This is a genomic window from Cellulomonas sp. P4_H12 (assembly GCF_056400905.1).
In genome coordinates this window covers 1-12,319 of the sequence record NZ_JBFUKJ010000034.1, presented here as the reverse complement: position 1 = coordinate 12,319, position 12,319 = coordinate 1, and the positions used below count along the sequence as shown (strand labels likewise).

Here is a 12,319-nt window from a genome sequence, read left to right as displayed (position 1 = left end):
GCGCGTCAGGACAGCGCGGCACGGCGGCTGACGAGCGTGCCGTCGGCGTCGAGCGACAGCTCCAGGCGCACCCGCCACGACGGCTCGGTCCGCGGGAAGTCGCTGCGGGCGTGGCCGCCGCGGCTCTCCTCGCGCTCGAGCGCAGCGGCGGTCAGCACCGTGGCCACCTGGTGCACGTTGGTGGTCTCCCACTCCGCCACCTGCGGCGCGGCCAGCCGACGGCCGTCGTCCGTGCGCAGGTGGGCGTCGGTGGGGACCGCAGCCAGCGCCGTGGCCGCGCGACGCAGCCCGTCGCCCGAGCGCAGGGGGCCCGGACCCTCCGACGCGATCCGCTGCACGCGCGCGCGGGACGCGGCGGCGACCAGGGCCTCGTCGCCAGGGCGGACCTCGGGCGCGAGCGGCGTGAGGGCGCCGGCGGTCACCTGCGCGGCGATGTGCCGGGCCGCCCGCGTGGCGAAGACCAGCCCCTCGAGCAGCGAGTTCGACGCGAGCCGGTTGGCGCCGTGCACCCCCGTGCAGGCCACCTCGCCGACCGCGTACAGGCCGGCCAGGCTGGTGCGCCCGACCAGGTCCGTCGCGACGCCGCCCGAGTGGTAGTGCTGCGCGGGAGCGACGGGGACCAGGTCGGTGGTGAAGTCGATGCCGTGCTCGAGCAGCCGCTCGTTGATGGTCGGGAACCGCTTGCGCAGGAAGTCGGCGCCCAGGTGCCGCGCATCCAGCCAGACGTGGTCCGACCCGGTCTCGGCCATGCGGCGCACGATCGCGTGCGCGACGACGTCCCGCGGCGCCAGCTCCGCCATCGGGTGCACGTCCGGCATGAACCGCACGCCGTCCGTGTCGAGGAGCAGGGCGCCCTCGCCGCGCACCGCCTCGGACACCAGCGTCAGCTGGCCCTTCACGCCCGCGCCCAGCCACAGCACCGTCGGGTGGAACTGCACGAACTCGACGTCGCCCAGCCGGGCGCCCGCGCGCAGGGCGGCCGCGATCCCGTCGCCGGTCGCCTGCGCGGGGTTGGTCGACGACCGGAACACCTGGCCGATGCCGCCCGTGGCCAGCACGACCGCCCGGCCCAGCGCGGCGCCGACGCCGTCGCGCTGCCCCTCGCCGATCACGTGCAGCGTCACGCCGCACGCCCGGCCGGGGCGCCCGTCGGGACCCGGCGGGCCCGTCAGGACGTCGAGGACCAGGGCGTGCTCGATGACCTCGATGCCCGGGTCGTCGCGGACCGCCTCGATCTGCGCGACGAGCGCGCGGGAGACCTCCGCGCCGGTGGCGTCGCCGCCCGCGTGCACGATGCGGTCCGCGTGGTGCCCGCCCTCACGGGTCAGCGAGATGGACCCGTCGGGACCCGTGTCGAACACCGCACCGCGGGCCACGAGCTCGCGCACCCGCGCCGGACCCTCGGTGACCAGCACCTCGACCGCGCGCGGGTCGCAGAGGCCGGCACCCGCCACGAGCGTGTCCTGCAGGTGCGCCGCGGGCGAGTCGGACGGGTCCAGCGCCGCGGCGATGCCGCCCTGCGCCCAGACGGTCGACCCGGACGCCAGCGTGTCCTTGGTGACCAGCAGCACGCGGGGCACGCGGGTGCGCAGCTCGAGGGCGGCGGTCAGACCGGCGATGCCGGACCCGACGACCACGGCGTCGGCCTCGACGATCCAGCCCGGCTCGGGCGCGGCGAGGCGCGTGGCCAGGCGGGTGACGACGCCCGCCGGGGCGTGCGCGACCGCCGTCACCGACGGGCCGTCGCGAAGGGGATGCCGCTCGGCTCCAGGTCCCAGCCGTCGGGCACCTGCCCGGGGTCGTCGCCCAGGTCGGCCACGCGGTTGTCGGCGTCGACCAGCACGACCCGCGGCTCGTAGGCGCGGGCCTCGGCGTCGGCCAGCTGCCCGTACGCGATGAGGATGACGACGTCCCCCGGGTGCACCAGGTGGGCGGCCGCGCCGTTGATGCAGACCTGGCCCTCGCCGCGCTCGCCGGGGATGGCGTAGGTGGTCAGCCGGGCGCCGTTGGTCACGTCGACGACGTCCACCTGCTGCCCGGGCAGGATGTCCGCGGCCTCCAGCAGGTCGAGGTCGACCGTGACCGACCCGACGTAGTGCAGGTCCGCCTGCGTCACCGTCGCGCGGTGGATCTTGCCCGTCATCATCGTGCGGGTCAGCGTGCTCACGCGCCCACCTCCACCCTCGCGTTGTCGATGAGCCGCGTCGTCCCGACGGTCGCCGCGACGAGGAGCAGGGCCTCGCCGACGAAGCCCGCCGGCACCTCCGCGAACGTCTCCGGGTCGACGAGCGCGACGTAGTCGACGTCGACGTCCGCCAGCTCGCGCCGGGCCGCGGTCCGGATCTCGTCGGCGGTCCCCGTGGCCCGCACCGCGCGCGACAGCCCGAGCGCGCGCCGGCGCTCGTCGTCGCTCAGGTACGCGTTGCGGCTGGACAGCGCGATGCCGTCGTCGTCGCGCACGATCGGCGCACCGACCACCGTCACGGGCACGTCGAGGTCGCGGACCATCCGGCGCACCGCGGCCAGCTGCTGCGCGTCCTTCGCGCCGAACAGGGCCACCTCGGGCCGCGTGAGGTGGAGGAGCTTGAGCACGACCGTGAGCACGCCGTCGAGGTGGCCGGGCCTGCTGGCGCCTTCCAGCACGTCGCCGATCGCCCCCGCGCTCACGCGCACGATCGGGTCACCGTCCGGGTAGACGACCTCGGGGCCCGGCGCGAAGACGATGTCGTCGGGACCGAGCAGGCCCGGGCCGGACAGCAGCGCGAGGTCGCGCTCGAGGTCGCGTGGGTAGGTCGCGAGGTCCTCGGTCGGGGCGAACTGGAGCGGGTTGACGAAGATGGTCACGACGACCGCATCGGCGAGCTCGCGGGCCCGGGCGACGAGCGACAGGTGCCCGGCGTGCAGGGCGCCCATGGTCATGACGACCGCCCGCCGGTACGGGCGTGCGGTGTGCGCGGTCCCGGCGTGCCCCTCGGTGCGCGGCACCGCCTGCACGTCCTGCACCGCGAGCGCCGCGGCGAGCGCGCCGCGCGTGTGCACGAGCGTCGGCGTGGTCGTCTGCGTGGTCATGCGTCCTCCTGCGGGTCCGGCCCGTCGTCCACCTGCAACGTCCCGGCGTCCTCGTTGATGCCGTCGAGCAGCTCCTGTGCCGCGGCCGGGCCGATGAGCCCCGCTGCCAGCGCGCGCCCCGTCGCCGAGCGCGCCAGGGCACGGTATCCCGCGACGACGTCGACCGCGCCCGTGGCGGCGGCGAACGTGGTGAGGGCCACACCGTGCTCGCGCACCGTGCCGGCGTCCCCGCGGCGCACGGGACCCGTGAGCGCCGTGATCGCGCCGCCGCCCCCGGCGGACTCCGCGCGCAGCGCGCCGTCCAGCGCGGCCTCGAGCAGCGGGGCGAGCATGCGACCGGGCTCCGCGACGCCGGCCGCCGCGAGCGCCTGCGCCGCCTGCGCGACGAGCACGACGAGGTGGTTCGCGCCGTGCGCCAGGGCCGCGTGGTAGAGCCCGCGCGCCTCCTCCGCCAGCACGACCGGCTCGCCGCCGACCTCGACCACCAGCGCTTGGCCGATGGGGAGCACGGGCGCGGGCGCGGTGACCGCGAACGAGCATCCGACCAGGCGCGACAGGTCGAGCGACGTGCCCGTGAACGTCATGGCCGGGTGCAGGGCGAGCGGGATCACGCCGGCCGCCCGCGCGGGGCCGAGCACGTCCACGCCGAACCGTCCCGACGTGTGCACGACGATCTGGCCGACCTGCCAGGCGCCCACGTCCGCGAGCCCGCGGACCAGGTCCGCCAGGGCGTCGTCGGGAACCGTGAGGAGCACGAGCTCGGCGCGCCGGACGACCTCGGGGATGTCCAGCACGGGCACCCCCGGCAGCAGTGCCGCCGCGCGCTCCCGGGACGCCTCCGAGATGGCGGAGACGGCGACCACCGGGTGACCCGCCGCGCGCAGCGCGCTGCCCAGCACCGCCCCGACCCGGCCCGTGCCGACCACGCCGACGCCCAGCCGGCCCGGGCGCGTGGCCGGGTCCGGTGGGGTCACGAGGGCTCCTGCGCCGCCGGGGCGCCCACGGCCCGCATCCACTGCTCGGGCGTCGCCGTGGCGCGGGCGTTCCGGGCCCGCTCCGCCTGCTCGTCGAGGAGCGCGGCCGCGACGCCGGCGTCGAGGTGCTCCACCCGCGGGGCCACGGGTCCGGGCGTCGAGTGCAGCACGAACGACGCGAGGCCGAGCCGGCGCTGCACGGGGCCCTGCGCGAGCCCCAAGGACTGCGTGCGCTCGTGCGGCACGACGTCGACGTTGCGCCAGATCCGCCCCGACCGGGTCACGAGCGCCCGCTCGGTGACCTTGACGCCGTGCCGACGCCAGCCGACGGGGTCGACCCACCGCGCCCGGCGGGGCGCCGCGGTGAAGCCGCCGTCGGCGTCCTTGCCCGACAGCGCGGCGTCGATCAGGCCCGCGGGGTCGTCGACCCCCAGGTCGGGCAGCACGAGCCAGAGCGCGGTCATGGCGTCGCCGCGCGTGGCCACCGGGTGCAGCACGGTGTCCCGCTGCTGCTGGTCCCCCTGGCCGTAGCCCGCGACGTTGATCTCCACGCGCCACCAGTCGGGTCCCCGCCAGAGCGGCCCCTGCCGCAGCCGGATGGCCTGCACGCGGCCCGGCGGCACCGTCTGCGTGCGCGCCTCGGTCAGGCCGTGCCGCAGCCGGATGCCGTCGGGCGAGATGGCCGCGCGGAAGTTGGCGCCCTGGTTGATCCGGCTCCAGACGAAGGTGATGCCACCGAACAGGGGCGCGATCAGCACGAACGCCGCGCTGATGTCCCGCGACACGATGCCCAGCGTGATCGCGCCGGCGACGAGCAGCAGCAGCACGGGCACCACGCCCGAGCGCAGCGTGGCGGCGACGAGCCGGCCCATGGGCAGCTCGTACACCTGCCGTTCGGGGGCGACCTCGAAGGCGGGCGGCGCCGCAGGAGTGGGGGCGTCATCGTCGGCAACGGTCGCCGTGGGTCGCCGCAGCCCGGCCGCCAGCGCCAGCAGCTCCGCGCGCAGCGCCTCCGCCTCGGCCTCCCGCAAGAACGCGAGCGACACCGCCGAGCCGCTGCCGCCGGCCACCTCGAGCTTCAGCTCCGCCAGGCCGACGAGCCGGGCGAGCAGCGGCTGCACGACGTCGACGGCCTGCAGCCGGTCGAGCCGCGCCTGCCGCTGCTGGCGGAAGACGATGCCGGTGCGCAGGTGCACGGCCTCGTCGGTGACCGCGAACCGTGTCACGCGCCACGCGACCGCCGAGTAGGCGAACCCGATCAGGGCGACCAGCAGGATGGACCCGATCAGCGCGAGGAACGCCGTGCCGTGCATGAGGTCGATCGCCTGCTTGAGGTTCTCGCCGATCTGGAACCAGCCGATGGCCAGGACCGCGACGAGCACCTTCCAGCCCTTGAGCGCCGGGGTGACCGGGTGCATCCGGCGCCAGCCGGTGACGTCCTCGTCGCGGCGGGCCTCGAGGTCGGGTGCGCTGGTCACAGCCCCGCCAGTCGTGCCTCGCCCCGCGACGCCATCCGGTCGCGCAGGCGCGCGGCCTCGTTCGGGGGCAGGCCGTCGATCGACGCGCTCGTCGCCGGGGACGCGGTGTGCAGCTGGACCGAGGCGATCTGGAACCGCCGCGCGAGCGGTCCGGCGTTGACGTCGACGTACTGCATCCGGCCGTACGGCACGACCACCAGCGAGCGGAACATGATGCCGCGCCGCACCAGCAGGTCGTCCGCGCGCTCGGCGTAGGCCATCGCCCGCACCTGGCGCGGCACCAGCCACACGATCCACAGCGCGAGCAGCGCCACCGCCACGGGGAACACCCACAGCCACGCCTCGCCGACGAGGACCGCGAGCAGCACGAACGCGACCAGGACGGGCGTCAGCACGATCGCGGTCACCGTGAGCCGCGCGCCCACGAGCCGCCGCGACACCGGCGTCCAGGTGACGTCGGCGGGGTCGAACGGCTCGCGCGTGCCGGGGACGGCGTCGGAGGTCATGGGGTCATCCTTCCACCCGCTCACGGCGCGCTGGGGTCGGGTGCGGGCCGCTCGGTCGCGGCGTCGGCACCCTCCTCGGGCGGCGGCACGCGGCAGAACCACTCCACCACCAGACCCACCACCGCGAGCACCACGGCACCGGCCGCCGCCACGCCCGCCGCGGCGGCCCGTCCCCCGTTGCCCGGCACGTCCAGGTCGCTGACCAGCGCGAGCACCTGGCCCCCGTACCACCCGGCCAGGAGCGCCCCCGTGTAGCACGACGCCTTCGCCAGCACCGCCGTGCGGGCCGCCCGGATCGGGTCGAGCGTGGGCCGCTTGCCGTGCAGGAACTGCCGCACCGCCCAGCCCATCGAGAACACCACCGCGGCGATGAGCAGCTCGACCACGACCACGAGCCACGGGACGGACGGCAGCAGGCCGCCGCGACCGGCCACGGCACGCAGCACGATCCACGTGACCGCGGCGCCGGCGGCGGCGACCAGCAGCAGCGTCTGCCAGCGGGTGCGGTGCATCACGCGTCCAGCGCCCCCGGACGTCCGGTCTGGACCGCGCCGGTGTCGTTGCCCGCCGGGATGGGCGCGGTCAACCAGTCGAGCGCGAGCCATCGCACGCCCTCGCGGTCCGGCGCGGTCGCGGCCAGGGCGCCGACGGGTCCCCCGCCGAGCCCGGGCAGCACCGCGTGCGGGTCCACCTGCGCCCACGGCTGCAGCACGAACGCGCGCTCGTGGGCCCGCGGGTGCGGGAGCTCGAGGTCGTCGGTCACCGCGAGCACCGAGCCGTAGAGCACGATGTCGATGTCCAGGGTGCGCGGGCCCCAGTGCTCCTGCCGCTCCCGGCCGTGGGCCTGCTCGATGGCCTGCGTGGCCCGCAGCAGGTCCCGCGCCGACAGCGTGGTGGACGCGAGGACGACGGCGTTGAGGTAGTCCGGGGACTGCTCCGGGCCGCCGACCGCCGCGGTCCGGGCCAGCGGGGACACCTCGGCGACCTCGATCCCCGGGGTCCCGGCCAGGTCGCTGACCGCCTGGCGCAGCGTCTCCTGCGCGGGACCCAGGTTGGCGCCGAGCGCGAGCACGACGTCGACGGGCTGGTCCGGGACGCGGTCCAGCACGTCGACCACCACCTCGCCGGTCACCACCTGCTCCTCGGGGACGAACGGCTCGAGCTCCGCCGACGAGGCGTCCGGACCGCCCACCGACAGCGCTCCCGGCGCGGGCGCGACGGCGGCGGCCGCCACGACCGCGCCGCCGGGCGCCGGCGTCACCGGGAACGTCGCCGTCGCGGTGGGCACGGGCCGCGAGGTCGGTTCCGTCACCGGGCGCGGCAGGTACGGCTCCGCGGCGGGCAGCTTGGACCGGTCGCGGTGGATGGCGACCACCACGTCGCCGAAGGGGACCTGGATGGGCGCGTTCGGCTTGTGCACGGCCACGTCGACCGCCTGCACGATGCCCGAGGCCAGCACCGTGGCGGCGATCCGCTCGGCCACGGTCTCGATGAGGTCGACCGGCTCCCCCGACAGCACGGCCGCCACCTGCTCGGCCAGCACGCCGTAGTTCAGGGTGTGCGCGAGGTCGTCGCGCGCGGCGGCCCGGCGGGTGTCCAGGTGGACGACGACGTCCGCGACGAACGTCTGGCCCTCCCGGCGCTCGTGCTCGAACACCCCGTGGTAGCCCATCGCGGTGATGCCCGTCAGCCTGATCTGGTCGAGCCGGCGGCCGCCGGCGTCCAGCGCGTCCGGCCCGCTCTCGTCGTTCGTCGTCACCGCGTGCTCCCTCCGGTTCTCGCGTCCTCGTCCACAGCCAGCTCGTCCTCGACCAGGTCCTCCTGGGCACCGCGCACGTGCGCACCCTCCCACGCCGCGGCCACCCGCACGGCGTCGACGGAGCCGGGCACCTCGTGCACCCGCACGCACCACGCACCCGCGGCCGCGGCCAGCGCCGAGACCGCGGCCGTGGCGCGGTCCCGTGCGAGCGGGGGCGCGGGCGCACCGTCCGGCCCCGCCAGCAGGTGGCCGAGGAACCGCTTGCGGCTCGCGCCCACCAGCACGGGGAAGCCGTCCGCCACCAGCTCGGGGAGCCGCGCGAGCAGCGGCCAGTTGCTGGCGCCCGACTTGGCGAAGCCCAGGCCCGGGTCGAGCACCACCTGCTCGTCGCGCACGCCCGCCGCCCGCAGCGCCGCGACGCGCGCGCCCAGCTCGCGCCGCACGTCGGTCACCACGTCGTCGTAGTCGTCGAGGTCGTCCATGACGTCGGCGTGCCCCCGCCAGTGCATGGCCACGTAGACCGCACCGGTCTGCGCGACGGCCTCGTACATCGCGTCGTCGGCCAGGCCGCCCGAGACGTCGTTGATGATCGCCGCACCTCGCGCCACGGCCCGCCGCGCGACGACCGCGCGGGTGGTGTCGACGCTGACCGTCGCCCCGCGCGCGACCAGCTGCTCGATCACCGGCAGCACCCGGGCCAGCTCGTCGTCGACCGCGACCCGCCGGGCGCCGGGGCGCGTCGACTCGCCCCCGACGTCGAGCAGGTCCGCACCCTGGTCGAGCAGCTCGAGGCCGTGCGCCACCGCCGCGCCGGGCGTGAACCAGCGGCCGCCGTCGGAGAACGAGTCGGGCGTGACGTTGACGACGCCCATGACGAGCGTGCGTCGCAGCTGGTGCAACCCCGCCGGCAGCGGTGCCGGGCGGGCGGAGGGGCCGGGGCCTGTCACGGTGCCGAGCCTAGGGTGTGCCGGCGGACGCGTCAGCGGCCGAGGACGAGGCTCATGGCCTCGGCCCGGGTGGCGACGTCCCGCATCTGCCCGCGGACGGCGGAGGTCACCGTGCGGGAGCCCGGCTTGCGGACCCCGCGCATCGACATGCACAGGTGCTCGCACTCCACCACGACGATGACGCCGCGAGGCTGGAGGTCCGCGACCAGGGCGTCGGCGATCTGCGACGTGAGGCGCTCCTGCACCTGCGGTCGGCGCGCGAACACGTCGACCAGCCGGGCCAGCTTGCTCAGGCCCGTGATGCGGCCGTCCACGCCGGGGATGTAGCCGACGTGCGCGACGCCGTGGAACGGCACCAGGTGGTGCTCGCACGTGGAGTACACCTCGATGTCCTTGACCAGCACCATCTCCTCGTGACCGAGGTCGAAGGTGGTGGTCAGCACGTCGCCGGGCTCCTGGTAGAGGCCCGCGAAGATCTCGCGGTACGACCGCGCCACCCGCGCCGGCGTCTCGCGCAGGCCCTCGCGGTCGGGGTCCTCGCCCACCGCGATCAACAGCTCGCGGATGGCCGCCTCGACGCGGTCCTGGTCGTACTCACCGATGGCCGTGCCGGGAGAGGTCACCGGCCCGATCGCGTCGACCATCCTCAGGCGTCCGGGGTCTGCGACGGCGGGACCTCGACGATCCGCTCCTTCGGGAACCCGAACGCCTCGGCCGCCTCGTCCTCGGGGATGATCGGGTGGCCGTTCTGGGCCGCCTTCTCCGCGGGGGTCATGACCGGCGGGCGGTCCGAGACCGCGCGCTGCTCGCTCGAGAGCCAGACCTGGCGCGGCGGCCGCTTGGTGATCGGCTCGAAGATCTTGGCGAGCTGCTCCTGGTTGAGCGTCTCCTTCTCGAGGAGCTCGAGCACCAGGTTGTCGAGCACGTCGCGGTACTCGACCAGGATCTCCCAGGCCTCGTCGTGCGCGCGCTCGATGAGCGAGCGGACCTCGAGGTCGATCGACGCCGCGATGTCCTCGGAGTAGTCACGGCCGTGGCCCATGTCGCGGCCCATGAAGACCTCGCCGGAGGCCTGGCCGAGCTGGATCGCGCCGAGCCGGGCGCTCATGCCGAACTGCGTGACCATCTTGCGGGCCGTGGACGACGCCTTCTCGATGTCGTTGCTGGCGCCCGTCGTCGGGTCGTGGAACACGAGCTCCTCGGCCACGCGCCCGCCCATGGCGTACGACAGCGTGTCCAGCAGCTCGTTGCGGGTGGTCGAGTACTTGTCCTCGGTGGGCATGACCATCGTGTAGCCCAGCGCCCGACCACGCGGCAGGATCGTCACCTTGGTGACCGGGTCGGTGTACCGGAGCGCCGCCGCGACCAGCGCGTGACCGCCCTCGTGGTACGCGGTGATCTTGATCTCCTTGGCGTTCATGATCCGCGTGCGCTTCTGCGGCCCGGCGATCACGCGGTCGATGGCCTCGTCCAGCGTGTGGTCCGTGATGGTCGCCTGGCCGGTGCGCGCGGTGAGCAGCGCGGCCTCGTTGAGCACGTTGGCCAGGTCCGCACCGGTGAAGCCGGGCGTGCGGCGCGCGACGACGTTGAGGTCGACGTGCGGCGCCATCGGCTTGCCCTGCGAGTGCACCTTGAGGATCCGCTCGCGGCCCTTGAGGTCCGGCGGGTCCACGGCCACCTGGCGGTCGAACCGGCCCGGACGCAGGAGCGCGGGGTCGAGGATGTCGGGGCGGTTGGTCGCCGCGATGAGGATGACGTTCGCGTTGGCGTCGAAGCCGTCCATCTCGACCAGCATCTGGTTGAGGGTCTGCTCGCGCTCGTCGTGCCCGCCGCCCATGCCGGCGCCGCGGTGGCGTCCGACGGCGTCGATCTCGTCGATGAAGATGATCGCCGGGGCGTTCTCCTTGGCCTGGTTGAACAGGTCACGGACGCGGCTGGCGCCGACGCCGACGAACATCTCGACGAAGTCCGAGCCGGAGATCGAGTAGAACGGCACGCTCGCCTCGCCGGCGACCGCGCGGGCGAGCAGCGTCTTGCCGGTACCCGGAGGGCCGTACAGCAGCACGCCCTTGGGGATCTTGGCGCCGACGGCCTGGAACTTGGCCGGCTCCGCGAGGAACTCCTTGATCTCCTGGAGCTCCTCGACCGCCTCGTCGACACCCGCCACGTCCGCGAACGTGACCTGCGGGGACTCCTTGTTGACCAGCTTCGCCTTCGACTTGCCGAAGCTCATCACGCGCGAGCCGCCGCCCTGCATGTTGGACATGAGGAACCAGAAGATGCCCAGGATGATCACGAACGGCAGCACGAGCCCGAGCAGGCTGCTCCACCACGACGTCTGCGGCACGACGGAGGTGTAGCCCTTGTCGAGGTCCGCGTCGGCGATCGCGTTCACGACCGACTCGCCCTGCGGGACGACGTAGTTGAACTGGACCAGCTTGCCCAGGTTCTTGTCGTCCTTCTCGAAGTCCGCCTTCAGCGTGAGGTCGACGCGCTGGACGCCCTCGGTGATCTTCGCCTGGTCGACCTTGCCGTCCGAGAGCAGCGTCATGCCGTCGGACGTGTCGATCTTGCTGATGCGCGGGGAGGCGAGCGTGGAGGCGCCGATGTACAGCAGGATCACGGCGATGACGACCCACAGGATGGGGCCTCGGGCTAGTCGCTTGACGTTCATGGGCGATCGGGGCAGGGCCCCTCAACCTCCGCTCGCGGGACTGGTGGCCTCGAAGTTACACGGAGTTCCTGAGGGATCCTGACCGTGTTCACCGAGGGCGCACTCGTTCTCACGCGCCGTAGACGTGGGGGGCGAGGGTGCCGACGAACGGCAGGTTGCGGTACCTCTCCGCGTAGTCGAGGCCGTAGCCGACGACGAACTCGTTCGGGATGTCGAAGCCCACGTAGCGGACGTCGACGTCGACCTTGGACGCCTCCGGCTTGCGGAGCATCGTCGCGATCTCGACGGTGGCCGGCCCGCGCGAGCGCAGGTTGGACAGCAGCCAGGACAGTGTCAGCCCCGAGTCGATGATGTCCTCGACGATGAGCACGTGCCGGCCCGTGAGGTCGGCGTCGAGGTCCTTGAGGATCCGGACGACGCCCGACGACTTGGTGCCCGACCCGTACGACGAGACCGCCATCCAGTCCATCTGCACCGAGTGGTGCAGGCGCCGGGCCAGGTCCGCCATGACCATGACGGCGCCCTTGAGAACGCCGACCAGCAGCAGGTCCTTGCCCGCGTAGTCGGCGTCGATCTGCGCCGCGATCTCGTCGAGCCGCTGGTGCAGCTGCTCCTCGGTGAGGAGGACCCGCTCGAGGTCGTCGCCCATGTCCGCAGGGTCCACCGAAGTTGCTCCTTAAGATCCAGCCGTCCCCGGGCGCTCCTGCGACGACGCAGGGTCCGGGCCCAGAGCAAGCCTGCCACACGCCCGGCGGGCCGCGACCCCGCCCGGCAGCGCCACCGCTCCCTGCCCGTGCCACGCCGTGACCAGGGCGTCGACCGCCTRGACGTGCACGCGGTGCAGGGCGCCCGCGGGGCTGCCCGCGGCGATCGCCGCGGCMCGCAGCGCCCGGGTGCGCAGGGCGGCCGGGG

General features: G+C 74.6%; 13 protein-coding genes. All 13 read right to left on the bottom strand.

The window, feature by feature from the left end:
• Positions 1-5: 5 nt before the first annotated feature.
• Positions 6-1,733 carry an L-aspartate oxidase gene (locus AC1DQC_RS17090; protein WP_477052431.1) on the bottom strand — a complete coding sequence of 576 codons (1,728 nt, stop codon included), beginning with the start codon at positions 1,731-1,733 and terminating at the stop codon, positions 6-8.
• Entirely contained in the window at positions 1,730-2,167 is a 438-nt protein-coding gene (gene panD / locus AC1DQC_RS17085; RefSeq protein ID WP_477052430.1) for an aspartate 1-decarboxylase, read from the bottom strand. The genes AC1DQC_RS17090 and panD overlap by 4 nt, the downstream gene beginning before the upstream one ends.
• Positions 2,164-3,069, bottom strand: a complete 906-nt coding sequence (panC, locus tag AC1DQC_RS17080; protein WP_477052429.1) for a pantoate--beta-alanine ligase — start codon at positions 3,067-3,069, stop codon at positions 2,164-2,166. Before panC ends, panD begins: the two co-directional genes overlap by 4 nt.
• Positions 3,066-4,043 (bottom strand): Rossmann-like and DUF2520 domain-containing protein, encoded by a 978-nt coding sequence (locus AC1DQC_RS17075; protein WP_477052428.1) that lies wholly within the window; start codon positions 4,041-4,043, stop codon positions 3,066-3,068. The genes panC and AC1DQC_RS17075 overlap by 4 nt, the downstream gene beginning before the upstream one ends.
• Positions 4,040-5,521 carry a PH domain-containing protein gene (locus tag AC1DQC_RS17070; protein WP_477052427.1) on the bottom strand — a complete coding sequence of 494 codons (1,482 nt, stop codon included), beginning with the start codon at positions 5,519-5,521 and terminating at the stop codon, positions 4,040-4,042. The genes AC1DQC_RS17075 and AC1DQC_RS17070 overlap by 4 nt, the downstream gene beginning before the upstream one ends.
• Positions 5,518-6,027 (bottom strand): PH domain-containing protein, encoded by a 510-nt coding sequence (locus AC1DQC_RS17065; protein ID WP_477052426.1) that lies wholly within the window; start codon positions 6,025-6,027, stop codon positions 5,518-5,520. The genes AC1DQC_RS17070 and AC1DQC_RS17065 overlap by 4 nt, the downstream gene beginning before the upstream one ends.
• A gap of 20 nt (positions 6,028-6,047) precedes the next feature.
• Positions 6,048-6,539: a DUF3180 domain-containing protein gene (locus AC1DQC_RS17060; protein ID WP_477052425.1), complete on the bottom strand. Its 492-nt coding sequence runs from the start codon at positions 6,537-6,539 to the stop codon at positions 6,048-6,050.
• Complete coding sequence (gene folK, locus AC1DQC_RS17055; RefSeq protein ID WP_477052424.1) at positions 6,539-7,786, bottom strand: 2-amino-4-hydroxy-6-hydroxymethyldihydropteridine diphosphokinase; 1,248 nt, start codon at positions 7,784-7,786, stop codon at positions 6,539-6,541. The genes AC1DQC_RS17060 and folK overlap by 1 nt, the downstream gene beginning before the upstream one ends.
• On the bottom strand, positions 7,783-8,658 hold the full coding sequence (gene folP, locus AC1DQC_RS17050) for a dihydropteroate synthase (protein ID WP_477052453.1): 876 nt from the start codon (positions 8,656-8,658) through the stop codon (positions 7,783-7,785). Before folP ends, folK begins: the two co-directional genes overlap by 4 nt.
• A 107-nt stretch (positions 8,659-8,765) precedes the next feature.
• Complete coding sequence (gene folE / locus AC1DQC_RS17045) at positions 8,766-9,377, bottom strand: GTP cyclohydrolase I FolE (protein WP_477052423.1); 612 nt, start codon at positions 9,375-9,377, stop codon at positions 8,766-8,768.
• A gap of 2 nt (positions 9,378-9,379) precedes the next feature.
• Positions 9,380-11,407, bottom strand: coding sequence for an ATP-dependent zinc metalloprotease FtsH (gene ftsH / locus AC1DQC_RS17040; RefSeq protein WP_477052422.1), 2,028 nt, complete (start codon positions 11,405-11,407; stop codon positions 9,380-9,382).
• Between the two features lie 109 nt (positions 11,408-11,516).
• The gene (gene hpt, locus AC1DQC_RS17035) at positions 11,517-12,071 is read right to left on the bottom strand and encodes a hypoxanthine phosphoribosyltransferase (protein ID WP_477052421.1); all 555 of its coding nucleotides are present in this window, start codon (positions 12,069-12,071) and stop codon (positions 11,517-11,519) included.
• A 12-nt stretch (positions 12,072-12,083) separates the two neighbouring features.
• Positions 12,084-12,319 (bottom strand): TilS substrate-binding domain-containing protein (locus AC1DQC_RS17030; RefSeq protein ID WP_477052420.1); only part of this gene is annotated, 236 nt, incomplete at its 5' end.